Annotated in this window: 18 protein-coding genes; 7 read left to right on the plus strand and 11 right to left on the minus strand. The window is 66.6% G+C overall.

Features of this window, described 5'->3' with window-relative positions:
* The 6 genes from QMX81_RS02160 to QMX81_RS02185 are packed head-to-tail and all read right to left on the minus strand — an operon-like array spanning position 1 to position 6,603.
* Positions 1-387: a type IV pilin protein gene (locus tag QMX81_RS02160; protein WP_282257988.1), complete on the minus strand. Its 387-nt coding sequence runs from the start codon at positions 385-387 to the stop codon at positions 1-3.
* A complete protein-coding gene (locus QMX81_RS02165; protein ID WP_282257990.1) occupies positions 377-4,078 on the minus strand; it encodes a PilC/PilY family type IV pilus protein in 3,702 nt (1,233 codons plus the stop codon). Before QMX81_RS02165 ends, QMX81_RS02160 begins: the two co-directional genes overlap by 11 nt.
* The gene (locus QMX81_RS02170) at positions 4,075-4,635 is read right to left on the minus strand and encodes a PilX N-terminal domain-containing pilus assembly protein (protein WP_282257992.1); all 561 of its coding nucleotides are present in this window, start codon (positions 4,633-4,635) and stop codon (positions 4,075-4,077) included. Before QMX81_RS02170 ends, QMX81_RS02165 begins: the two co-directional genes overlap by 4 nt.
* Entirely contained in the window at positions 4,632-5,615 is a 984-nt protein-coding gene (locus QMX81_RS02175; RefSeq protein ID WP_282257994.1) for a PilW family protein, read from the minus strand. The genes QMX81_RS02170 and QMX81_RS02175 overlap by 4 nt, the downstream gene beginning before the upstream one ends.
* Complete coding sequence (locus QMX81_RS02180) at positions 5,612-6,085, minus strand: type IV pilus modification protein PilV (protein WP_282257996.1); 474 nt, start codon at positions 6,083-6,085, stop codon at positions 5,612-5,614. The genes QMX81_RS02175 and QMX81_RS02180 overlap by 4 nt, the downstream gene beginning before the upstream one ends.
* Positions 6,082-6,603 (minus strand): GspH/FimT family pseudopilin, encoded by a 522-nt coding sequence (locus tag QMX81_RS02185; RefSeq protein ID WP_282257998.1) that lies wholly within the window; start codon positions 6,601-6,603, stop codon positions 6,082-6,084. The genes QMX81_RS02180 and QMX81_RS02185 overlap by 4 nt, the downstream gene beginning before the upstream one ends.
* A gap of 218 nt (positions 6,604-6,821) precedes the next feature.
* Here QMX81_RS02185 and QMX81_RS02190 point away from each other — a divergent pair, with 218 nt between their 5' ends.
* On the plus strand, positions 6,822-7,451 hold the full coding sequence (locus QMX81_RS02190) for a response regulator transcription factor (protein ID WP_282257999.1): 630 nt from the start codon (positions 6,822-6,824) through the stop codon (positions 7,449-7,451).
* 21 nt (positions 7,452-7,472) lie between these two features.
* On the opposite strand, the gene QMX81_RS02195 is transcribed toward QMX81_RS02190, so the two are convergent.
* Entirely contained in the window at positions 7,473-8,141 is a 669-nt protein-coding gene (locus QMX81_RS02195) for a response regulator transcription factor (RefSeq protein WP_282258001.1), read from the minus strand.
* Between the two features lie 155 nt (positions 8,142-8,296).
* A complete protein-coding gene (locus QMX81_RS02200) occupies positions 8,297-10,651 on the minus strand; it encodes an ATP-binding protein (protein WP_282258003.1) in 2,355 nt (784 codons plus the stop codon).
* A gap of 349 nt (positions 10,652-11,000) precedes the next feature.
* Between QMX81_RS02200 and QMX81_RS02205 the strand changes: the two genes are divergently transcribed.
* Positions 11,001-14,519, plus strand: coding sequence for an autotransporter outer membrane beta-barrel domain-containing protein (locus QMX81_RS02205; protein ID WP_282258005.1), 3,519 nt, complete (start codon positions 11,001-11,003; stop codon positions 14,517-14,519).
* 147 nt (positions 14,520-14,666) lie between these two features.
* Here QMX81_RS02205 and QMX81_RS02210 read toward each other — a convergent pair whose 3' ends face one another.
* Complete coding sequence (locus QMX81_RS02210) at positions 14,667-15,416, minus strand: ferredoxin--NADP reductase (RefSeq protein ID WP_282258007.1); 750 nt, start codon at positions 15,414-15,416, stop codon at positions 14,667-14,669.
* Between the two features lie 104 nt (positions 15,417-15,520).
* Between QMX81_RS02210 and QMX81_RS02215 the strand changes: the two genes are divergently transcribed.
* Genes QMX81_RS02215 through QMX81_RS02230 form a run of 4 tightly spaced genes read left to right on the plus strand, consistent with a single transcriptional unit; the run spans position 15,521 to position 19,117 of the window.
* The gene (locus QMX81_RS02215) at positions 15,521-16,480 is read left to right on the plus strand and encodes an ABC transporter ATP-binding protein (protein ID WP_121040818.1); all 960 of its coding nucleotides are present in this window, start codon (positions 15,521-15,523) and stop codon (positions 16,478-16,480) included.
* Positions 16,477-17,277, plus strand: coding sequence for an ABC transporter permease (locus QMX81_RS02220; RefSeq protein ID WP_123729863.1), 801 nt, complete (start codon positions 16,477-16,479; stop codon positions 17,275-17,277). Before QMX81_RS02215 ends, QMX81_RS02220 begins: the two co-directional genes overlap by 4 nt.
* Positions 17,277-18,215, plus strand: a complete 939-nt coding sequence (panE, locus tag QMX81_RS02225) for a 2-dehydropantoate 2-reductase (protein WP_282258023.1) — start codon at positions 17,277-17,279, stop codon at positions 18,213-18,215. The genes QMX81_RS02220 and panE overlap by 1 nt, the downstream gene beginning before the upstream one ends.
* A 5-nt stretch (positions 18,216-18,220) precedes the next feature.
* On the plus strand, positions 18,221-19,117 hold the full coding sequence (locus QMX81_RS02230) for an epimerase (RefSeq protein ID WP_282258025.1): 897 nt from the start codon (positions 18,221-18,223) through the stop codon (positions 19,115-19,117).
* Positions 19,118-19,139: 22 nt separating this feature from the next.
* Here QMX81_RS02230 and QMX81_RS02235 read toward each other — a convergent pair whose 3' ends face one another.
* Both QMX81_RS02235 and QMX81_RS02240 read right to left on the minus strand, forming a co-directional pair.
* A complete protein-coding gene (locus QMX81_RS02235; RefSeq protein WP_121040826.1) occupies positions 19,140-19,937 on the minus strand; it encodes a TatD family hydrolase in 798 nt (265 codons plus the stop codon).
* A 51-nt stretch (positions 19,938-19,988) separates the two neighbouring features.
* Positions 19,989-21,029 (minus strand): hypothetical protein, encoded by a 1,041-nt coding sequence (locus tag QMX81_RS02240; protein WP_282258031.1) that lies wholly within the window; start codon positions 21,027-21,029, stop codon positions 19,989-19,991.
* A 92-nt stretch (positions 21,030-21,121) separates the two neighbouring features.
* Between QMX81_RS02240 and hrpB the strand changes: the two genes are divergently transcribed.
* A complete protein-coding gene (gene hrpB, locus QMX81_RS02245) occupies positions 21,122-23,626 on the plus strand; it encodes an ATP-dependent helicase HrpB (protein ID WP_282258038.1) in 2,505 nt (834 codons plus the stop codon).
* Positions 23,627-23,796 lie beyond the last annotated feature (170 nt).

Raw genomic sequence — 23,796 nt, forward strand, 5'->3', positions numbered from 1 at the left:
CTACCAGCACTGGGCACCGGTGGGCGAGCGCGCACCCGTGTGGTCAAGGCTGATCACGCCGCATGGGATGTCGCCGCTAGCCGGCACGGGTGTGGCATCGAGTCGGTAACCGGTGCGTGTGCTGAGCACGTCGATGCGATAGGCACGCAATTCACCCGCGCAGGCTGCGAGGGGGGCGCCGACGTAGGAGAACGACCGTGTTCTCCACCGTTCCTGCACCTGCGCCTGGTCCATCAAGCAGTTGATTGCAGCCATTCGACGTGCCTTGACTACATGCATCTGGTAGCGCGGCATGGCGATGGCAGCCAGCACTGCCACGACCGCCCCGACGATCATCAACTCAATCAGGCTGAAACCGGATTGCGGCAAGCGCGCACTATTTGTCATCCGATCCCATCCAGAGGATTTCGCGCCAGCCGACCCGGCGCACGATGTTGCCGATGGGGCGCGTAACCACGCCGGTATTGCTGCCATCCTGCAGCGATACGCCGAGCCAGTCGCCGATGAAGGCCGGCCCGTTGGGCCCCTGCCCGACCAGGTAGCCGGACGACGGCACGGGCGTGCCATCGGCATCGACCAGATCGCCCGGCCCACCGACCATGCCGTCGCCATCGAGGTCGAAGAAGCTTTCATCCAGCCGGCCACCGGTGAATGGATCAATCGCCATCAGATAGCCGCTGCCACCGGGTGCGCAGGGATCGCGTGGATCGGGAATGCGCGTCGTGCCGACAAGGACCCGCCCGCGGAACTGGCTGGCCACGATCATCCGTTCGCCGGCCGGTGCGTGGCCTGGCGATTGCAGGTCCAGCACCCAGCCGTCCACGCCAGGTGCGTCGTTTTTTTCGATCGCCCGCCCGTTGTCCGTTTCGGCGAGGATCCGCGTGGCCTTGAGCCCGGTGCGCCCGGCAATCGGCTGGCCGCGATCGCGTAATCCATACCAGGATTGCAGAGACGCATCCGCCAGGTCCTGCGTTTGCAGCAGCGCGCCGGTGCCGAAGAACACCCACGTGCCGCCATCGGCTGGGTTCTGCGCCACCAACGGTGCAGCGGTGATGGGCTGCGCGGCGCCGTGGCCGACAGCGGTGAACAGGCGCTCGCTGCGACCCTCGATCAACGAAAAGCGATACAGGTTGCCGTGCAGATCGCCGGCATAGGCGGTCTCGGCGAAGCCATCGCGGTCGGCGTCCCACAGCCGCGGCGCCGACATGCCGTTGCCGCCCGCCGTCCCGGGCGCCTGCACGGTCAGCGTTCCGCTGCCCAGTGCCAGGGTGAACAACCTGGCCACACCATCGGCACTGTCCGGCCCGTTGCCCAACACCACCCGCCAATCCCCGTCGGCAATCTGGCCTACAAGCGGCTTGCCGACACTGGCCCCCATCCCGGGCAGTGCACGGGCATCGTGCTGCCATAACAACGACACCTGGTCAGGATCGGTGACGTCCAGCGCGAACACACCTCGCCCACCGCGCCCCATCGTACCGACGAGAACCGTGCGCCACGCGCCATTGACGTAGGCATCGGCCACGGTCAATTCGCCATCCACACTGTAACGGTGCTCGTACTCTTCCCGGGTGTAGTCCCGCAGCGCCGGACCGATCGCGGCAGCCGGCAGAAATGCGAGCGTCTCCGCGCCGGTCGCCGCATCGAACCCATGCAGGAAGCCATCGTTGGCGCCCACATACACCACCGCCCGGCGCCCCTGCTGGGCGCGCACGAATGCGCCGTATTGCCGAGCGCCTGCGAACTGCCGCCCGGCGTACAGCCGTGCGTTGGCCGCGCCCACGTATACCGGCGCGGAATTCACGATATCGCCCAGCACGCTGGCGCGCGCCCGGAACCCATCCTTGCCTTCATTGCTGCGGTCGCCTGCCAGGTAGTCCAGCACGCGCGAATCCCCCAGCGCGTGCTGCGCGGCCGGCCCAAGCGCCGACCAGCTCAGTTCAACCAGGCCACCACCGCGCTCCACCCGCAATGTACGTTGCCGCCAGGGACGCGCATCCAGCATCGCCGCCGCGCTCCAGCTAGCCTGCGCCTGGATCGTGCCGGTGTTGACATCCACTGCATGGGCGGCAACATCGCCGCGCCAACTGCCGCTCTGGTAGCTCGCCGCGTAGATGTGATCGCCCCCGTCAGCCGAGCCGGCGCCGGTGGCCAACGCGCTGGCCGATCCGCGCTTGTCCTGGACGATCGATTCGAAGGCCTGCTTGAGGCTGTCAACCATCCGGGTGGCATCAGAGGCAGCATAGAAGGTGTCGGGACGCGGCTCGCGCCTGTCGCCATTGACGTAGTCGCCACTGCGCCACCATGAGGCCAGGCTGAGCGGCGTTGCCGCTGGCGCGAACGCATCGAAACCGGCTGGCACGGTGAACCCACCATACTTGGCCGCCAGCACGTACTGGTTGGCGCCGATCTTGTAGTCACCTTTTTCAACCACGTCCACCCAATAGGTGCTGGCGGTCTGCAGCCCACGCATACCGTTGCCGAGATCATCCGGCCGCAGGTCGGTGGTGTGGGCCAGGTAGGCCAGCGCCGCGATATAGGCCGAGTTGCTCTGGCCAGCCGAGCCATTGAACCAGTCAGCCTGCGCCTTGCTTGCGGCCGCCGCTGCGGACATGCCTTCCATGCGGAAGATCTGGGTCATCGCCTTGACCACGTCGAAGCCGGTGTCGCCCGCCACCGCCTGCGGTTTGGACCAGGTCTCACCAACGGTGCTGGTCGGCCCCGGGAGGTTTTTGTCATTCCAGGTATTGGTGTCCCCGATGCCAAGCAGCACGTTGCTCTGGCAGCTGTACTGGATGGGGTCGTCCCAGGTCTGGATGACCGGGAAGCCGTCGGCTTGGCGCCGCCGCGTGATGGCATCGCCCGACAGCTGGCTGTAGCTGGCCACATTCCCTATGCCGCGCAGGTAGCGAAGCGCGGCGTAATACAGCTCGCTGACGTTGTCGTGGTACTTCGGGGTGCGGCCGGTGTTCATCTGGCCAAATTTGTTGAGGTAGTTGATGACCCCGCTGTCGACCATGCCGCCCCCGGTCGCCGCGGCGTCAGCCGGATCGGGGTTGCGCTTCTGCACGCCGGTGACCGTGTCCCACTCCACGTTCGGGTTGGCCGTCGGCTTGAATGGATCATGCCGGATCGGGCCGATGAACTTCTGGCGGGCACGCAGCACGCCCCCATCAGGAGCCACTTCATAGCCCCCTTGGTCCTGCGGAGTGGGGCCACCGTTATTGATGTAGCCGAAGATGCTGAAGCGCAGGCGGTCGCTGTAGGCTTGCAGCAGACCCTCGGGCTTGGCCGCGCGCGCATAGGACTGGCAGTTGTCCTCCAGCCCCACGCTGGCATCGCAGACCTTTACCCGCACGCTCACCTCATAGACCTGGCCCATGTCACCGCCGGGGCCGTCGGTGAGCGGATGCCGCAGGTCGTCCGGATTGTAGGCCGTGGCCGTCGCTGCACTGTCGATCGGCCCCGATCCGGTGAAGAACATCCGCGCGCCCAGCCCATGCACGCGGGCATGGACGTAGCCCCAGGTCGCCGGGGTCGCGGCATGCACCTGGGAGGCGATGCTGCCTGCCGCCGGCAAGCGCCGCGTCGGAAAATTCGCACTGCGTGCGGCCACCGAAAAATCGGCCTTCTCCAGCCATGTCTCCGTGTCGGTATCACGGACACGGTATCCGCCGGTCAGGGCCTTGCGGAACGGATCGATGGTCTGCGTGGCGGCCCAGTTGAGGAAACGGCCGTCCCACGCCTTGCCTGGACAACCCGCCGAGGTGCGTGCGCCCACCGGCGCGAAATGACGGTCAGGCTCCGTGGCTGCGTAGTGGTAGCGGTAGCACTTGTCCGGATCGAAGTAGCCGACGTAGCGCGTGGTGGGCACATAGTCGCCCAGGTTGGCCGCGCTGATGATGGTGGGAAACTCCACCGACGGCACCAGCACCAGGTTGCCCGGCACCTTGATCCCCGATTCCAGCGGCGCCTGCGCTACGGCCGCCACCGCTGCCCAGCTGCCAGGCAGCAGGGTCGCAAGCACGACAAAGCCCGCGGCACGCCGTATCGAGGTCATGCGGCGGGTAGGGCTCATTCGCGCACCACCGTCGTCTGCAGCACGACCGTCGCACGTCCTGGCGAGGCAGCTGGATCGGTGCCTCGCCCTATCACGCGGTAATACTCGGCTTCCACCCGGCCATTACCCACGCCGTAATTGGCTTCATCCCCCAGGCCGAGCACCACATCCGACTCGCGCCGCCCCATGTACTGCACCGCGTACTGCGGTGCACCGGCGCTGGTCGCACCGGTCTGGATGTCCTGGCTGGCGACCCACGGCAAGCCACTGCCCTGTGCTGCGGCCCCCTCCGGGTGAGGCGTGCACTGGGCAGCAAGATCGGCGGCAATCATCGAGCAGTCCACACCGATTCCCTGCTGCCCAAACCGGGCTCTCTCAATGGCGCGCTCCGCCTCCCGCAGCGCGGCCTCGGCGTTCTGCAGCGACACTGCACGGTCGCGCAGCCCGCTCACCATGCGCTCCTGGAACAACCCGGTACGCAGGCTTAGCGCGGCCATGATCGAAACCAGCAACAACAGCACGAGGACAAAGAACAGCGCGGCACCGCGCTGCCGAATGGGAGGGCGATGCGTCATGGGGTACGGCTCCTGATCTGGAACGTCTGCTGGAACGGGCGCACCACGTTGTCGGCTGCGCCGCGGCCTGCACTGGCGCGCAGCACCAGATGAACCCGCGCGCCGATGACCTTGGACCAGCCGCCGGCATCGATCTGCGACGCAGTGACATAGCGCTCGGCGCCATCGGCCAGGTAGGTGAGCTCGAAACGATCTACATCACCCACCACCGGACTCTGGGTGACGACCACACCGTCGATGACCACCGCACGCGTCAGCGTGGGACTACCGTTGGTGCCGGCGGCGACGAACCAGCGCACCTGCTCCGGAACGGCGAACGCGGTGTCGGTTCCATGCCGATGCCATGCTCCGGGCGCATCACCGACGGAGGCACACCCGCCCATGGCACTGAAGTGGTCGATGCAGTTTGCCGGTGCGGCATGGCCGACGGCTGCAAGGCCGGCCGTGACCCGTACGATGCTGGCCACCTGGAAATCACAGACAAGCAGCGGACTGCCCGGCGCAGGCAACTCGGGACCGGTCACCGGCAATGGCGCATCGGAACCTACGCGCTCAGCGACGGCCAAGCGCAGCGGTCTCATTCGCCACAGGCGAAGCGCATCAGTACCAGTCAGTCGATCACCGGGCCCGGTGCCCACCGGTAGGGAGGGCGCAAAGAACGTATCGGTGCCATCGCCCACGGTGCCGCGAACCGGCTCGCCGAGGCTCACCCAGAACGGCGATTCGCGCTCTGCCATCAAGTTGAAGGGGGACTTGCTGTTGTCGCAGACCAGATCGCCGGCGCCGCGCAGGTCCCGCCCGAGCAATCCCACTGCCAGACGCCCGCCTTCCTGGACCCGTGCCAGCGCGATGCCGCTCAGCGTGGTCGCACTGGTGGACAGGTAAACCCGGCCACACACGGCCACCACCAGCAAGCTAAGCAACAGACCGATCATCAGCTCGACCAGGCTCATTCCCCGCTGCAACGATCGCTGCGTCATGGGGCGATCCCCAGCTCGATGATCAGGGGGCTTGGCGCCGGCGTTCCCTCTGCACGCGCGTCGTTCCAGGACACCTGCACCTGGCACACCCCTTCCAGGCACTGGACCTGACCACAGACATCGTCGTCGTCGCCGATACCCTGCCCAAGCGCGTCCATCCAGGCCCGCAGGTCACGCTGCGCCAAGGAGTCACCCGGCGCCGGGACGACCGATGCACAGCGCATTCCATGGGTCAGGTACTCGCCGCGCAGCGCGGCCACGCGATTGGCACGCATCGCCTCACCCAGGCTGAGGCCTGCCAACACCGCCGTGGTTCGCTGCTGCGACCCCTGTGAACGGCGCAGCACCGTCGCTTGGGTGAGTGCCATGCCAAGTACCGCAATCGACAGCAAAAGGATCGCGATCAACACCTCGATCAAGCTCGACCCGGCTGCCGCATGCCAGCCGATCTGCGTGCGCGGCCCCTTCATGCGCACAGCCCGTGAGCATCCGGATCCAGCCGGATCCGTACGCCTCCCTCGACCCACATCCGGAGCCGGGCGCGACCGTTGCGATCGCAGAAATCCAGGCTCCCCGCCTGGATCATGCCCTTGCTGCCGTATAGGGCACCGTCCGGCGACATCACGCCGCCAGCTGCAAGCGCACCGTCGGCGGAGACCACTACCTGTGTGGGTACAGTGCCCTGCCGGATCACCTCCCCCGCAGCAGTACGCACGATCCAGCGGTGCCAGTCCTGGCCTGCACAGATCACGCCATCGAGCGAAGCACATAACCGGACCGGCTGGTTGCTGCGGATCGCCTCGGCACGCGCGTAGTGCAGTGTCACGAGAAGTTCGTTGCCAATGGCGTTGATTCTGTTCCGCGCGATCAGTGACGCAAATGACGGCATCGAAATACTGGCGATGATGACCAGCACCAACACGGTCGTCAGCAGCTCAATCAATGTCAGGCCTTGCTGCATGGAAGATGGGTGCGGGCGACGACGCATGCGTGGTTGCTGATACAGGAGAAGAGCGGCGGAGCATAGGTGGCCGTTGGTCTCCCGCCTATCTGAAAAGTTGCAGTTCAAGTCATTTTCGAAATCGTTCGGATCGAATGTCCATGCCGCGAATCCAACGTGGCGTGATTGATTTCGAATTCATTCGATGCGCTTTGAAGCCGCCGGGCACTACAGTCATGGCGGCAGCGATAGCAGAAGGAACGTCGATGAAAGCCGATACGAGCGTGGTTGTCATGGACCGCCATGCATTGGTCAGAGCGGGCCTGCGGCAGCACTTCGAGCAGTTGCATGGCCTCGCGGTCACAGCCGACTTTGCCGGACCCACCGACCTGCTCCACCATCTGCATCAGCATGCGGTTGACGTGGTGGTGCTCGACTGTTTCCAGAGGGAGCATGCGATGTCGGCGGAGGTCCTGCTTGGCGAAATCCGCGCCCGCTCCGGCGCGTCCATCGTGGTATTCAGTATCGAAGGCAGCAGCGCCGCCGCGGCGATGTGCGTTCAGGCAGGCGCTCATGCATTTGTTGACAAGCGCGAGCGGGTGACGATTCTCGCTTCAACGGTACGTTCGGTGGCGGAGATGGCCCCGCCGCGCTGCGCCGATCAGGACGTAGGCTTTCTCGCTGCCGGCCTGGGGATGTTGACCGGACCGGAGACCGACGTCATCAAGTTGGTGGCATCAGGGATGGGCACGGTGCAGATCTCCAACACGTTGGGCAAAGCCCGCAGCACCGTCAGCGCGCACAAGTGGAATGCCTTGGCCAAGCTCCAGGTCCGCAGCGAATTGGAGTTTCTGAAAATCCTGCCCCAAGGCTTCCAATGGCCGCGATCCGACTAGCGCCCTGCGCTGCGGGCCGTATCAGGATTTCTCGATCAGTCCCCGGATTTTGAACAGTTCAGCATCGGTTCGAATGCCCAACTTCTGATAGGCCGATTTCTTCTGCGTACTGATGGTGCTCATCGCACGCGAGAATTTTGCTGAAATCTCACTGGTGGACATGCCGTCCAACGTGCATCGGAGGACTTCGTGCTCGCGCGGGGATAGCGTCTCGGCAACCCGGCCGGGGACGGTCCCGGCCAGCGGTGGAGCGGCGCTCAGTTCGTCGAGTTGATCGCGCATCGCCGTTGGAACATACGTGCGGCCGCGGGCGATCTGGTCGATTGCATCGATCAGATCATCAGGCCCTTGGGTCTTGGAGAGAAAACCATTGACGCCTGCCTGCAACGCCAGAGCAACCGTGGCCGGATTAAAATGGGAGGACAGCACCAGAACCGCCGTCTGGGGATACCGCAACTTCAGCGCACGCAAAAGGTTGATTCCGTCTACATCGTTGGGGCCCAGAGAAAAATCCACGATGGCCAGGTGGACGGATTCGGTAGCCGTCCCCAGCGCCTGGATCAGTTCGCGCGCAGTGGTGTAGGTGCCTACGATCTCAAAACGCGACAGCTGGGCAAGCCGTTTCTCAATACCTTCAATGACGATCGGATGATCGTCGAGCAACATGATGCGTTGGGGGGTGTTTCGCATGGTTGAAGTCCCTAGGGGCGGCAGGCCCGGCGGGCTGAACTTACTACACTGTGTGACGCCCATCATGCAGGTAATGTGAGACATATCTCGCAATTTGTGCCCATTGCCGCCATTTGCGACATCAGGGCTTCCCGCCGCGCCGATTGCGACAGCGTTTAGCCTCTTGCCGCGCTAGCCACCGCAACCCTATCGATGGCCTTCGCCAACGCGGGCAGGTCGCCAGGATCGGGCACAGCGCCACCCGCTACGGTTGCTTCGACCTGCTCGGCCAGGATGGCCACCTGTCCATGGGAGAGCATCCGCGCCGCCCCCCCCAAACGATGGGCATGGTGTCGCGCAAGAGCCAGATCACCGGCACGAATGGCATCCTGAATGCCAGTCAGATCTTCACGTAGCAGGGCGATAGGGTCGATGGCGACAGGCTCCGCATTGGTCGTGGGCTCGGCATCCCGCTCTCCCGCCAACTGCACCGGCCAAAGCTCCAGGGTGCTGCGCAGTTCCTCCAGCCGCAGCGGCTTGCGAAGGACCCCATCCATCCCGCTACCCAGGCATTCGGCCAAGTGCTCGGCGCCGGTGGAGGCTGAGATCGCAACGATCGGCAGGTGCGGGCCGGAACGGGGCCGCGCTCGAATCCGCCGGGTGGCTTCGTAGCCGTCCATGCCGGGCATGTGGCAATCCATGAGCACCAGGTCGAAGTCTGCATCAGCTACGGCCTGCAGCGCGGCAGATCCGCTATCGACCAGGGTTGGACGCACGCCCAGCTCCAGAAGCTGTTCGCGGATCAACGCCCGGTTGCCGGGGTGATCTTCCACGACCAGTACGCGCCCGCCGGGCCGCGCCCGCGCGCCCCCGTTCCCCGTGACCGCACTGCCCGCGGCCGACGCGATGGAGTGCGCCGAAGGCGTTACCAGCGTCACTGGCAGGTTCAGCGCTACGGTGGTGCCGCTACCGGGAATGCTGTCCAGGACAATCGTGCCGCCCATCATCTCGATCAACTCGCGGCAGATGGTCAGGCCCAGCCCGGTGCCACCGAACTCACGCGTGGTGGATCCGTCGGCCTGCGAATACGCCTCAAACAGCCTTGCCTGCTGCTCAGGCGGAATCCCCACGCCGGTGTCGGCAATGCGCACGTGGAGGGTTCGTTGATTGCCCTCGCTGGCATCCCGCGCCAAGCGCGCATCCACATTGATGCAGCCACGCTGCGTGAACTTGACCGCATTGCCGAGCAGGTTGTTCAACACTTGGCGCATGCGCGTTGGATCAAGCACAACAAGCCCGTGCTCGGCATGTTCGATGCTGAGGTTGATGGTCAGCCCTTTCTCCTCTGCGCCCGGACGCGCAAGCGACACGGCCTGCCCGATCAAGTGGCTGAGGTCGGTGGGCAGTTTCTCCAGGGTGAGCTTGCCTGCATCCAGCTTGGAGAGGTCCAGCACGTTGTCGAGGAGGTCGATCAGTGCCTCTGCGGCCACTGCGGCATTGTCGGTGAAGGCTTTCTGGCGCCCATCCAGTGCCGTCCGTCCGAGCATTTCGATCGAGCCGAGCATTGCGTTGATGGGGGTACGGATTTCATGGCTCATGGTGGCCAGGAAACGTGTCTTGGCCCGTTCGCTGCGGATGGCACGACGCCGTTCTACCCGTGCCCGCCAAGCGAAGAAGGCCAGCAGGAACATACCCAACGCAGCGACGATCAGCTCGCCGCGCCAGTGCTGATAGATCGACCACATCGTGGGGGAGCCGTAATCGGCTTGGGTTAGATAGTTGTCGTAGATCTCGTCGCTTTCATGTGCCGTGATCGAGTTCAGGGACTTGTTCAGGATCGCGTGCAGCAGCGGCTCGGTGGCGCGTACACCCATCTGTGCGCGATACGGCGGCAGGTCCAGCATACTGGCCACGCCAAGGCTGTTGCCGTACTTTCGGCGCAGCAGCGGCTGCAGCGTGGCCTCGGTCCCCACTGACGCGTCCGCGTCGCCGCGAAGCAGAGCCTGCAGGCTCTGCTCCGGGCTGATGACCTCGATAGGAATGACGCCCGGGCGATAATCGGTCAGGGTCTGCTGCACCTCCTTGCCCCCTCGAATGGCCACGCGCTTGCCTAGCAGCGACTCGCGGCCGAAGGTCGCCTGCGCATCGCCACGGGTAACGAAGATCAAGGGACTGGCGAAATACGCCTGCGTATAGCGAAGTTGGTTATTGACCTCCTTGCTCACCGTGGTCGGGCTGGCATTGGGAAACATGTCGGCCTTGCCGGACAGGAAGGCCTGCTGCGATTGCTCCCAGGTGAGGGTGGGGATCAGCTGGAAACGGATTCCCGTTCGCTGGGATACTTTTTCCAGATACACGGAGGTGAGCCCGACGTATCGTCCCTTGACGATGTCTTCAAGCGGGCTGACGTTCGGCGCACCTACGTAATAGACCACCGGATGACGCTCGATCCAGTCGCGCTCGGCTGGGGTGAACTGCGGTGTCGAAGCCACTGCCGGCAGCACGCTTGCCATCAACATGAGCAACAGCACACGTGGTCGCATCCGGGGCGATCTTACATACGTGTGGCAGCGCGTCATGGGCGAAATTCCTTGCATTGGCGACAGCAGCGCATGCGGCGGATCGACATCTGACAGCCCGTGCCACGGTCACCGCGGCGTTGCTTTCCACGGTACTGCCCGGTGATCTCCCCTGCAATAAAGGGCATTTTCTTCACGCGCACCTGATCGAACCGACGTGGAGGTAAATGTGTCCTGAACAGTATGGGCTGGTGGCTGGGTAAAACCGGATGGTTCCTCGCTTTTCGAACGAATTCGATAGAGGCCCACCAACCCCAACCCTATCGTTCGGCCCAGAACTTCACTCCCCTGGACGACCGTCATGAAAACCTCCCCGATGTCCCGCCGTCGTTTGTCGCTGGCCGTTGCCGGCGCACTGATGACCTCATGGCATGCCGTGGCTGCACCCATTGTGGCCGACGGCGTGCACGTCGATGTGAGCGATATAGCCGTTGAAAGCAATCCGATCGACTGGAGCCACGGCCTGTCGGCCGTCAAAGGCGGCACCATCACGGCGAACAATGTCGTCGCTACGGGCACGGGAGCGAACTACTCCCATGGGGTGCATGCGGAAGGGGCCGGAAGCCATCTCGATGTCACCGGTGGCATCGCCAGCGCGTCGGGCGCCAACAGCTATGGTGTTGCCGTGCGCAGCGGCGGCAGTGTCGCGATCACCGGCACGGCGGTTCAGTCCAGCGGCAACCTTGGCGCCGGCGCCCGCGCCATCGGTGCTGGTTCTGCCGTCACCTTCTCCAACGTGGACGTGTCTACCACCGGCTATGGCTCGCATGCGATGTTGGCGATGGACGGGGCCACGATGGGCGGCAGCGGCGCGCGGTTGGACAGCACCGGCAACTTCTCCGACGGCGTGCATGTCCTCCACGGCTCGCAGTTCCGCGGCAGCCAGCTGGAGATTCACACCACCGGCCAGCAGTCGCGTGGCGTGGCGACCGGCGATGCCGGCTCGCTGCTGTCCATCACCGACAGCACCATCCTTACCGAGGGCCCGCACGCGCATGGCGCGCGTGCACGTGGCGGCGCGGTGCTGGAGATCATCGACACCCAGGTCACCACGCGCGGCCTGGCCAGCAAGGGCGTGGAGTTCGAGGGCGGCATCGGGATCGTCAAGGGTTCCTCGTTCGACAGCACCGGTCATGCCCTGGACGTCTGGGCCGCAGGCCAAGCCGACGTACTGGACAGCAGCTTCACCACCGCGCTGGACGGTGCCTATGGCATGCGTGTGATCCAGGACGGCACGCTCACAGTGGGCATCAGCCGAATCACCACCGGTGGCCGCGAGGCCTTGGGCGTGACCGCAAGCACCGGCGGCCATGCCGCGTTGGTCGCTACCACGATCGACACCCATGGCGATCTGGCGCATGGCATCAGTGCCACCGCGGGCGGCACCGCCATTGCGCGCAACGTGCTGATCTACACCAACGGCGGCACGGCGTACGGCATCCACGCCGACGGTGTGGGTTCGGAGGTGAACGTCGTCGGCGGCCGCGTCGCCACCACCGGCGAGGCTGCCCGCGCCGTTCAGGCCGAAGGCGGCGCCCATATCCGATTGGATGGCCTTTCCCTTCAGACCGGCAGCACCACAGGTGGCAAGGACTCGGACGGCATCCGCGTCAGGACCGCGGGCACGGTGGAACTGGCCAACAGCACGATCTTCACCCTGGGTGAGCGCTCGCGCGGCCTGCATGCCGATGGCGCGGGTGGCGCAATCAGCGGCGCCGATGTGATGATCGACACTGCCGGCTACCAGTCCTACGGGGTACTGGCACAGTCCGGTTCCAGCGTCGACCTGCAGGGCCTGCGCATCCAGACCCGCGGTGAAGACGGCCACGGTATCGTGGCGGTGTCGGGCGCGACGGTGGCCGCCAACGAAGCATTCGTGCAGACCAGCGGATCGTCAGCCTACGCGCTGTCAGCGGACAGCGGTGGCAGCATCGCGATCGAGCGCGGCGTCATCCTCAGCCTGGGCGACGGCTCGCTGGCCGTGCTCTCGGCGGCCAATGCAGGCGAGACCACATCGGTGTCCCTCAACAATGCCGATGTGTACGCCGCGCAGGCCACTGTCTTCCAGGTTCGCGGTGATGGCATCAACGAGATCGCCCTGCGTGGCAGCCGCGCCGACAGCGGCAACGGCGACCTGCTGCGCGACGCGCTGGATGGACGCGGCACCATCAACTTCAGCGCTGCTGCGTCCGAGCTGTACGGCGACGTTGTCTTCAGCGATGGTTACACCAGCAACATTGCGCTCAGCGAGGGTGCCCTGCTGCGTGGCGCCGCCCAGTACGTGGATGACCTGCAGTTGGCCGAGAGCCGCTGGGACATGACCGGCGATTCGCTGGTCGGCACCCTTACTGCCCGCAACAGCACAATCGCCTTCAATCACGACGATGGCATCTTCAAGACGCTCACCGTGACCGGCGATTACATCGGCGACAACGCGTTGCTGCAGATGAATACCGTACTCGGCGATGACAGCTCCGGCAGCGACCGCCTGCACGTGCTGGGCAGCACCGCCGGCGATACAGGGATCGCGGTCAACAACATCGGTGGGCCGGGTGCGCTCACCCGCGAGGGGATCCAGCTGGTACAGGTGGACGGCGCGTCCACCGGCAGCTTCACGCTGGTCGGCCGCGCGGTCGGTGGCGCCTATGAGTACTTCCTGCACAAAGGCGGGGTCACCGATCCCGCCAATGGCGACTGGTACCTGCGCTCGGAGCTGCCGGCCGATCCGGGCATCGAGCCGCCGGTCGATCCGGGCATCGATCCGCCGGTTGACCCGGGCATCGATCCGGGTGTCGATCCAGAGGCGGACCCCGATCCCTGCTCCGGCCTTGCCTGCGTCGATCCGGAACGCCCTTCGCCGTCGCTGATCCATCGTCCGGAGACGGGTGCCTACCTGGCCAACCAGGCCGCGGCAGTGGGCATGTTCGACCACAGCATGCACCAGCGCCTGGGCGAGCCGAACCTGGCCGAGCGCCTGAGGAACGACAACCTGCTCGGCTCGGCCTGGCTGCGCACCACCGCCAACCACACCCGCTTCAACGCGGCCGACGGCCAGCTGGACGTGGGCACCCACCATTCAATGCTGCAGGTGGGTACCGACCTGGCCAAGTGGGGCCAGGACAGCCGCGGCCTGGCCGGGGTGATGGTGGCCACCGGCAAGTCCACCACCCAGAGCACCTCCAACCTCACCGGTTACGGTGCGAAGGGCACGGTGAACGGCACCGCGCTGGGCCTGTATGCCACCTGGTTCCAGAGCCCGGCTGAGCAGACCGGCGCTTATGTGGATGCATGGGTGCAAGCCAGCCGTTTCAAGAACACCATGCAGGGCGATGCGCTGGCCCGTGAGCGTTATGACAGCAGGGCACTGACCGCATCGGTTGAGGCCGGGTATGCCTTCAAGGTGCGCGAAGGCGCCAACAGCGCGCTGTACGTGGAACCGCAGGCACAGGTGACGTGGACCGACTTCTCCATGGATACCCATCTGGAAGGCAACGGCACCCAAGTGCGCAGCGTCGATGCCGGCGGCCTGCAGAGCCGACTGGGTGTACGCGCGTATGGCCATGACACCGCTGCCGGCGGCAACCGAGTGCAGCCGTTCGTGGGCGTCAACTGGATCCGGGCCCGCGGCGAAGGCAACTCGCTGGCACTCAATGAAACCTACGTGGCCGGTGGCCAGCCGCGTGATACTTACGAGGCCAAGGCCGGTGCCCAGCTGCAGCTGGGGGGTGGCTGGACGGGTTGGGGCGAGTTGAGCACCACCCGCGGCAAGGGCGACTACACCAACTACGGTGCACAGCTGGGGGTGAAGCACAGCTGGTAACGGCGACCGGCAGCGCAAGACCATGACAGGCGCCGAAAGGCGCCTGTCGCGCTTGCGGACACACGCACCAGCGTGAGAAAACACGCCAGGCGCTCATCGCTGCCGTGGGCTGACCGCAAGGCCGAGCGTTGTCAACCCACGTGCCGGCTAGAGTGAACTGACGTACTTCTCGCGCCGCACCTGCGGCGTGGGCAGGCCGGCAGCCTTCAGAACCTCGAACGTCGCATCGACCATGTCCGGGTTGCCGCACAGATAGGCGATATCGGTGGCCGGGTTCGGGGCGAATTCGGCCAGATGCTGCTGCACGTAGCCGTGGCGCACGTCCGGATGGGGGTTCTCCGGCAGCTCGCGGGACAGGCACGGCACGTAGCGGAAGCCCGGATGGGCAGCCGCGAAGGCATAGAAGTCCTCGCTGTAGAGCAGTTCGGCCGGCGTTCTGGCGCCCTGTAGCAGGACCACCTCGACCCCGCGCTCGGCCATGGCGGTCGCCAGCAGCGGCAGCATCGACCGGTACGGGGTGACCCCGGTTCCGGTGGCGATCAGCAGGTAGCGGGCGTTGTGGTCGCCCGGCTGCAGGCAGAACCGGCCGAACGGGCCGCTGGCGCTGACGTGACCCCCGATGTCCAGGCCCTCGAACAGGGCCGTGGCGGCGCCGCCGGGGACGAAACTGACCGCGATATCGACCGCATCGCCCGCGCCGAGCGCATGATCATGAATGGTCGCCAGCGAGTAACTGCGCTTGGTGGCAGTGCCGTCGGCGTACTCGAAATGGACCTGGATGAACTGGCCGGGCTGGAAATCCAGCGGCTGGCCGTCATCACGCAGGAACTGGTAATGGCCGATGGTGGGCGCCAGCATGCGCCGGTCGACCAGTTTGAGGGGGAATTGGGCAGGCACGACGTTTCGGGACAGTGTGTAGCCGGGGCGAGCCCTCGGGGTCTTCTATAATAGCCGCTCCCCGCCCCTATCCAGCGCCAGCCCTTAGGCGCGAAGGCAAGAGCTTGGCTTCCCAGAACACTCCCGCGCCCACCGCCGCGCCCGCCCTGCGGGTGCGTGACCTCCGCAAAACCTATGACAACGGCACCCAGGCGCTGAAGGGCGTCTCCCTGGACGTGGCCCCGGGCGACTTCTTCGCCCTGCTGGGCCCCAACGGCGCCGGCAAGTCGACCCTGATCGGCATCATCAGCTCGCTGGTGAACCTCAGCGAAGGCCAGGTCGAGGTATTCGGCAGCGACCTGGTGCGCAACCGCAGCGCCACCATGCGCCTGATCGGCCTGGTCCCCCAGGAGATCAACTTCAACCTGTTTGAAAAGCCCTTCGACATCCTGGTCAACTACGCCGGCTTCTATGGCGTGGCGCGTGCCGAGGCCGAGAAGATGGCCGAGGAAGAGCTCAAGCGCGCCCACCTGTGGGAGAAGGCGCAGGTGATGAGCCGCACCCTGTCCGGCGGCATGAAGCGCCGGCTGATGATCGCCCGCGCGATGATGACCCGCCCACGCCTGCTGATCCTGGATGAGCCGACCGCCGGCGTGGACATCGAGATCCGCCGCGACATGTGGCGCGTGCTCAAGGAGATCAATGCCGCCGGCACCACGATCATCCTCACCACGCACTACCTGGAAGAAGCCGAGCACCTGTGCCGGAACCTGGCCATCATCAACCATGGCCAGATCGTCACCCAGGGCCCGATGCGCGAACTGCTGGCCAAGCTGGACGTGGAAGGCTTCCTGTTCGACATCGACGGCAGCCTGCCAGCCCAGCTGCCGGAGATCGACGGCGCGATCCTGATCGCCACCGACAGCCACACGCTGGATGTGGACATGCCGCGCGCGATGGACCTCAACCGGGTGTTTGACGCCTTGAACGCCGCCGGCATCCGGGTGCGTTCGATGCGGACCAAGAGCAACCGCCTGGAGGAGCTGTTCGTGCGCCTCACCGGCAACCAGGAGAACGTGGCATGAGCAGCACCCCGACCCCGGTCCTGACCGACGGCCAGCGCAACCGCATCGCCCTGATGACCATCGTGCGCCGTGAAGTGGCGCGCATCCTGCGCATCTGGGGCCAGACCCTGGTGCCGCCGGCGATCACCATGACCCTGTACTTCCTGATCTTCGGCGGGCTGATCGGCTCGCGCGTGGGCGAGATGGGCGGCTACAGCTACATGCAGTTCATCGTGCCGGGCCTGGTGATGATGAGCGTGATCCAGAACAGCTACGGCAACATCAGCTCCTCGTTCTTCGGCGCCAAGTTCGGCCGCCACGTGGAAGAGCTGCTGGTCAGCCCGATGCCGAACTGGGTGATCCTGTGGGGTTATGTGTCCGGTGCTGTGCTGCGCGGCATGATGGTCGGCGTGATCGTGCTGATCATCGCCATGTTCTTCACCCCGGTGCGCATCCCGCATCCGCTGGTGACGCTGACCACGGTGCTGCTGGGCGCGACGATCTTCTCGCTGGCCGGGTTCATCAACGCGGTGTACGCCAAGAAGTTCGATGACGTGGCGATCGTGCCGACCTTCATCCTGACCCCGCTGACCTACCTGGGCGGCGTGTTCTATTCGGTCAAGCTGCTGCCGACGTGGGCCGAGGCGGCCACGCATGCCAACCCGATCTTCTACATGGTCAACGCATTCCGCTACGGCCTGCTGGGCACCAGCGACGTGCCGCTGTGGGTGGCCTACGCGCTGATGATCGGCTTCGTGGTCGCATTGACCGCGCTGGCGCTGTGGCTGCTGAAGCGTGGTGTGGGGATGCGCAGCTGATGCGCATCCTGATTCTCGGCGCCGGTGGGACCGGTGGTTACTTCGGTGGTCGCCTGGCCCAGGCCGGCGTGGACGTGACCTTCCTGGTGCGCCCGGCCCGGGCGGCGCAGCTGGACGCGGCAGGGCTGGTGCTGCGCAGCCCGCTGGGCGATGCGGCGTTCCCGGTCCAGCACGTCACCGCCGAGGCGCTGCCCGCGTTGGCGAGCGCTGAACCGTTCGACCTGGTGATCCTGAGCTGCAAGGCCTACGACCTGGCCAGTTCGATCGATGCGATCGCCCCGGCGGTCGGGCCGCGCACCACGGTGCTGCCGATCCTCAACGGGCTGCGCCATTACGCCGATCTCGACGCCCGCTTCGGCCGCGATGCGGTGCTCGGTGGGCTGTGCTTCATCAGCGCGACCAAGGCCGCCGATGGCGCGGTGGTGCATCTGGCACCGGCGGCCAAGCTGACCTTTGGCGAGCGCGACGGCACCGGCAGCAGCGCGCGCGTGCTGGCGCTGGCGGCGGCCTGCGTACAGGCGGGCGTGGACCACGTCGCCAGCGATGCCATCGGGCAGGAGCAGTGGATCAAGTACACCTTCCTGACCACGCTGGCGGCGGCGACGTGCCTGATGCGCGCCGATGTCGGCACGATCGTCGCCACCGATGACGGTGCGGCGATCGTGCGCGGCCTTTACGACGAATGCGTGGCCGTTGCCGAGGCGGCTGGCGAGCCGATCCCGGCCAAGGCACGCGAGATCGCGCTGACCGCGACCACCCAGGCCGACTCTGCCTTGAAGGCCTCGATGCTGCGCGATCTGGAGGCCGGCCAGCAGGTGGAGGCTGAGCACATCGTCGGCGACATGCTGGTGCGTGCACGCGCAGCCGGGCAGGCCGCGCCGCTGCTGGCGGTGGCCTATGCGCACCTGCAGGCCTACCAGCAGCTGCGCAGCGCCTGAGCACGATGCCTACCGCGCTGCCCGCCCGCGTGCTGGTGCTGGGCCTGGGCTACAGCGGCCGGCATCTGGCCGCGCTGCTGCACGCGCATGGCGTGGCCTGCAGTGGCACGGTGCGTGATCCGGCGAGTGCGCCGGAGGATGGGCTGCTCCGCCACCGTCTGGTGGCAGGCGAACCGATCAGCGCGGGCCTGTGCGAGGCAATCCGCACGGCCGAGGCCATCGTCTGCGCCGTGCCACCCGATGCGGAGGGCGACCCGGCCTTGCGCCTGCTCACTGATGCGCTGAGTGACAGCCCTGCCCTGCGCTGGGTCGGCTATCTCTCCTCGACTGCGGTGTATGCCGACCGCGCTGGCGGCTGGGTCAACGAGACATCCACCGCCGATGCGACCGATGAGACCGCCTTGAAACGCCTGCACGCGGAACAGCAGTGGCAGGCCGTCGCGCAGGCCCGCGGCATCGCCTCGGCGGTGTTCCGGCTGCCGGGCCTGTACGGGCGCGGGCGCAATGCACTGGTCCAGCTGGCGCAGGGCAAGGCGAGGCATGTCGTGCGGCCGGGGCTGGTATTCAACCGGCTGCATGTGGAGGATCTGACCAGCGCGGTGCTGGCGGCAATGCAGCAGGCCGAAGGCCATGCGCTCCATCTGCTCAGCGATGACGAACCGGCGCCGCCGCAGGACGTGGTGGCCTACGCGGCGGCGCTGAGTGGGCTGCCGCTGCCCGTCGTGCAGGCGTGGGACGCACCCGAGGTGGCCGCCTCACTGCGCCGCTTCTACACCAGCAACAAGCGCATCGATGGCCGCGTCACGCGCGCCGCATTGCAGTGGCAGCCACGCTTCACGACCTACCGCGAAGGGCTGGACGACGCGTGGGCCCACGGCGACGGACGCCCTGCGCTGCGGTAGCCCACGACCGGTACCTACCTTCTCAGGCCGCGCCAGGCAAGCGGAAGAACGCGCGCGTAGCCGCCGTCGCATTGGCGGCCGTTGTCGCCACGTCTTCCCCACGATCGCGGGCCAGCTCTTCAACGATGTGCGACAGGAACATCGGCTCGTTGCGACGGTCCTTTGGCAGCGGCTTGAGCGTGCGCGGCAGCAGGTACGGTGCGTCGGTCTCGATCATCAGGCGGTTGGCCGGGATGTGCTTGACCAGCTCACGCAGATGGGCGCCGCGGCGCTCATCGCACAACCAGCCGGTGATACCGATGTACCAGTCCTGGTCCAGGTAGTCGAACAGTTCCTGGCGCTCGCCGGTGAAGCAATGCACCACCGCCGGGCCGAGCTTGCCGTCGAAATTCTTCATCTGCGCCATGAAATCGGCATGCGCGTCGCGCTGGTGCAGGAACAGCGGCTTGCCGTTCTCGGCGGCGAGCTGCAGTTGGCGCTCGAAGGCACGGTGCTGCGCCGGGCGCGGCGAGAAATCTCGGAAGTAATCCAGCCCGCACTCACCTACCGCCACCACCTCGGCATGGGCGTGCAGCGCGCGCATTTCCGCGTCGCATTCGTCGGTGTATTCCACCGCATGGTGCGGGTGCACGCCAGCGGTCGCGTACAGGAACCCCGGATGCTGGCGGGCCAGATCCAGCGCCATCGGCGAATGCTCGCGGCTGGCGCCGGTGATCACCATCTGCACCACCCCCGCCTCGCGCGCACGCGCCAGCACGGCGTCGCGGTCGCGATCAAAGGAATCGTGGGTGAGGTTGGCGCCGATATCGATCAGTTGCATGGGGAGCTACGAGGCAGGTAACCCGCACATTGTAGCTGCCCCCGTCCAAGCTCACTCCGGATCAGGCCCGGTGAGCAGCCGTTGCACCAGTTCACGCGACAGACCAGTCAGCACGATCCGGTCGCCGTCGCGCATCACGGTGATGAACGGGTACCCATCGCGTTCGAGGATGTCGCCTGGTACCAGGCTGGCATCGACCATGCCACCTGTGGGATTGCGCAGATACCAGACTTCCGCGCACAACGCAGAATACACCGGCAGCGGTTCCGGGTAGGTACCGCCCCGGCCCGCCACCTCGGCGGTCTTCAACAGGGCCAGCAGACGCGGCAGCAGGTCGCCATGGAGCTCAGCGTCCTCCATGCCGATCGATGCGCTGACGGCCTCGGGGGCGGTGCTCATGGCGAACAAGGTCGCGGTGGCACGCGAGCGCGGCACCACGCTTGTCCGAAGCGACAGGCCTTGCCCCTTCCAGAGCGCCTCGCTGGCGCCGTGCAGGAACGGCTGCAGGTCGTGGTCGAAACGCTTCAGCCACGCGCGGTACTGCAGGCGCGCCGCGTCCAGGTTCCAGTGTGGCAGCGCGCATTGCGCGCCAGGTGCCTGGCGCTGCCAGCGCTCGGGAATCCCCACCCCCGCGCATTCGCGGCATACCAGCTCGGTGTCGGTCGGGCCCTCGAAGTGCAGGCTGGGCGCTTGGGCGTCGGCGCAGTCTTCGCTGCCGAGCAGCAGGCGAAAGCCCGTGGTGCCGGCGCAGCGCACCAGCGTGTTGCTGTGCATGCCCAATGTGCTGCGGCCGAACTGCGAGAGCCAGACAAAGGCGCGATCGTTGGCCAGCTGCAGGCTGGGGTAGAGCGGCTCGCGCAACGTGCCATCGGCCACTGCGCGCCGGATCGCCGCCTCGCTGTCCAACCCGGCAGGCAGGTAGCGGGCATCCAGCGTAGGGCGCAGCAGCATCGCCAGCGGGTGGCCGTCGTAGGGCATGTGCAATCCCTCGCCCAGGTCTTCGGCAGGTACCGCGGTGGGGCTGGCAGCGCCGACCGTCGCCAACGGAAAGATGAGAAGGAGCGACAACAACAGGGGAGCCAAGCGCGACATCTACACGTCCGGGTACAGCGGGGCGGCACAGGGAAGCATGCCTGCCCGTGGCTGGCAATCAGCGCGCCCTGCAGACACCGTATCCTTGCGCCATGAATGCGCCGATTTTTCCGATCTCCCCGCTGCTGCCACAGATTCTCGACCACCTGGTTGGCCACACGCGCCTGGTGCTGGAAGCGTCACCGGGCGCCGGCAAGACCACCCAGGTGCCGCTGGCTTTGCTGGATGCGCCGTGGCTGGAAGGCCGCAGGATCATCATGCTGGAGCCACGCCGCGTGGCCGCCCGCAGCGCCGCGCAGTTCATGGCGCGGCAGCTGGGCGAGAACGTCGGTGACACCGTCGGTTACCGCATCCGCTTCGAGAACAGGATCTCAGCCCGAACCCGCATCGAGGTGGTGACCGAGGGCATCCTGACCCGGATGCTGCAGGACGACCCGCTGCTGGAAGGCGTGGGCGCGCTGCTGTTCGATGAATTCCACGAACGGCATCTGGCCGCTGATCTGGGCCTGGCCCTGGCGCTGGACGTGCAGTCCCAGCTGCGCGAGGACCTGCGCATCGTGGTGATGTCGGCCACGCTGGATGGCGAGCGACTGGCGCAGTTTCTCGATGCGCCGCGCCTGAGCAGTGAGGGCCGCAGCTTCCCGGTCACGATCGCGCACTTCCCCGCCCGCCGCGACGAGGCACTGGAACCGCAGGCACGGCGCGCGGTGGAGCAGGCCTTGGCCGAGCATCCTGGCGATGTACTGGTGTTCCTGCCCGGCCAGCGCGAGATCGCGCGTGTGCAGACGGCGCTGCAGTCTGTGCTCGACCCGGCCGTACAGGTGCTGCCGCTGCACGGCGAACTGCCGGTGGACCAGCAGTCGCAGGTGCTGCAGCCCGATCCCGGCGGTCGGCGCCGCGTGGTGCTGGCCACCAACGTGGCCGAGTCATCGGTGACCCTGCCCGGCGTGCGGGTGGTGATCGACGCGGGTCTGGCACGCGAGCCGCGTTACGACCCCAACAGCGGTTTCGCGCGCCTGGACGTGGTGAACATCGCGCAGGCCTCGGCCGATCAGCGTGCCGGCCGTGCCGGCCGTGTCGCCGAGGGCTGGGCGTGGCGCTTGTGGCCGCAGTCGCAGCGGTTGGAGGCACAGCGTCGGCCCGAGATCGCGCAGGTGGAACTGGCCTCGCTTGCACTGGAACTGGCTGCGTGGGGCAGTGACGACCTCCGCTTCGTCGATACACCGCCGGCCGGTGCACTGGCCGCCGCGCGTGAACTGCTGCAGCGCCTGGGCGCGCTCAGCGACAGCGGCACGCTGACTCCGCTGGGCCGGCGCATGCTGACCCTCGGCACGCATCCGCGCCTTGCGGCGATGCTGATGGCGGCAGGCAGTGGTGTCGAACAGGCCCTGGCCTGCGATCTGGCCGCGCTGGTGGAAGCGCGCGATCCGCTGCGCCAGGGCGGTGATGCACTCGCCGCGCGCTGGCGGGCGCTGGCGGCGTTCCGCCACGGGCGGGCACCCCACGACGCCAACCGCGGCGGCCTGGCCACGATCGATGCCGCCAGCAAACAGTGGCGGCGACGCCTGCGCTGTGATGCCGCGCCCCCTTCCTCAATCGAAGCGCATCAGCTCGGCGACCTGCTCGCACATGCGTTCCCGGACCGGATCGCCGCCCGCCATCCCACCGATCCGCTGCGCTACCTGCTGGCCAACGGCCGCAGCGCGCGCCTGTTCGATCCCAGCGACCTGCGTGGTGAGCCGTGGCTGGTGGCGGTGGAACTGCGCTACGAGGCACGTGACGCGTTGCTGCTGCGCGCCGCGCCGGTGGACGAGAACCGCCTGCGCCGTGACTTCCCGGCGCGCTTCACGCAGGACGACGTGGTGCGTTGGGACGGCGAAAAGCGCGCACTGGTCGCCCGCCGTGAGACCCGCTTCGATCGCATCGTACTGGACAGCCGCTCGGCCGGCCGCGTGGACCCCGCCCACGCCGCGAAAGCCCTGACCGAGGCCGTCGCCGAACTCGGCCTGGATGCCTTGCCGTGGACGGAGGGCCTGCGCCAATGGCAGGCGCGTGCGCTGGCGGTGCGCGCGTGGATGCCGGAACTGGCGTTGCCGGACGTCTCCGATGCAGCGCTGATGGCGACGCTGCCGACCTGGCTGACGCCCGCGTTCAACGGCAAGACACGCCTGGATGCCCTCGACGAATCCAGCCTCGGCGAAGCGCTGAAGTCACCGCTGCCGTGGGCGCAACGCCAGCTGATCGATCGCCACGCCCCGGTCCGCATCACCGTGCCCTCCGGCATGGAGCGCCCGATCCATTACACAGTGGATGCCGACGGCATCAGCCCGCAGGCGCCGGTGCTGGCGGTCAAGCTGCAGGAGCTGTTCGGCCTGAGCGATACCCCGCGCATCGCCGATGGCCGCATTCCATTGACGCTGCACCTGCTGTCCCCCGGCGGCCGCCCGCTGCAGGTGACCCAGGACCTGCGCAACTTCTGGGCGAACACCTACGCCGAGGTGAAGAAGGAAATGAAGGGGCGGTATCCCCGGCATCCGTGGCCGGACGATCCGTGGACGGCGAACGCGACACACCGCGCCAAGCCGCGCGGCACGTGAGCACGCCGCCCCCTTCCTCACCCGATGCGCGCATTCATGGCTGTCACCTGACCATCGCCCGGCACGTGGCTCGCGCAGCGCGGGGAACCGGCTACAGTCGTGATCCGGCCGTGGCAAATGGATAACACGCCCTACACGGCCACCGCGCGACACTGGATCAGAACCTTTAG

Origin of the sequence: Stenotrophomonas sp. PS02301, from assembly GCF_029959485.1 — a bacterium.
GTDB lineage: Bacteria > Pseudomonadota > Gammaproteobacteria > Xanthomonadales > Xanthomonadaceae > Stenotrophomonas > Stenotrophomonas maltophilia_Z.

Bases quoted from the DNA above. Each gene is read 5' to 3' on its own strand.
- QMX81_RS02160 (WP_282257988.1), bottom strand. From the start codon at position 387: ATGACAAATAGTGCGCGCTTGCCGCAATCCGGTTTCAGCCTGATTGAG.
- QMX81_RS02165 (WP_282257990.1), bottom strand. From the start codon at position 4,078: ATGAGCCCTACCCGCCGCATGACCTCGATACGGCGTGCCGCGGGCTTT.
- QMX81_RS02170 (WP_282257992.1), bottom strand. From the start codon at position 4,635: ATGACGCATCGCCCTCCCATTCGGCAGCGCGGTGCCGCGCTGTTCTTT.
- QMX81_RS02175 (WP_282257994.1), bottom strand. From the start codon at position 5,615: ATGACGCAGCGATCGTTGCAGCGGGGAATGAGCCTGGTCGAGCTGATG.
- QMX81_RS02180 (WP_282257996.1), bottom strand. From the start codon at position 6,085: ATGAAGGGGCCGCGCACGCAGATCGGCTGGCATGCGGCAGCCGGGTCG.
- QMX81_RS02185 (WP_282257998.1), bottom strand. From the start codon at position 6,603: ATGCGTCGTCGCCCGCACCCATCTTCCATGCAGCAAGGCCTGACATTG.
- QMX81_RS02190 (WP_282257999.1), top strand. From the start codon at position 6,822: ATGAAAGCCGATACGAGCGTGGTTGTCATGGACCGCCATGCATTGGTC.
- QMX81_RS02195 (WP_282258001.1), bottom strand. From the start codon at position 8,141: ATGCGAAACACCCCCCAACGCATCATGTTGCTCGACGATCATCCGATC.
- QMX81_RS02205 (WP_282258005.1), top strand. From the start codon at position 11,001: ATGAAAACCTCCCCGATGTCCCGCCGTCGTTTGTCGCTGGCCGTTGCC.
- QMX81_RS02220 (WP_123729863.1), top strand. From the start codon at position 16,477: ATGAGCAGCACCCCGACCCCGGTCCTGACCGACGGCCAGCGCAACCGC.
- panE (WP_282258023.1), top strand. From the start codon at position 17,277: ATGCGCATCCTGATTCTCGGCGCCGGTGGGACCGGTGGTTACTTCGGT.
- QMX81_RS02230 (WP_282258025.1), top strand. From the start codon at position 18,221: ATGCCTACCGCGCTGCCCGCCCGCGTGCTGGTGCTGGGCCTGGGCTAC.
- QMX81_RS02235 (WP_121040826.1), bottom strand. From the start codon at position 19,937: ATGCAACTGATCGATATCGGCGCCAACCTCACCCACGATTCCTTTGAT.
- QMX81_RS02240 (WP_282258031.1), bottom strand. From the start codon at position 21,029: ATGTCGCGCTTGGCTCCCCTGTTGTTGTCGCTCCTTCTCATCTTTCCG.
- hrpB (WP_282258038.1), top strand. From the start codon at position 21,122: ATGAATGCGCCGATTTTTCCGATCTCCCCGCTGCTGCCACAGATTCTC.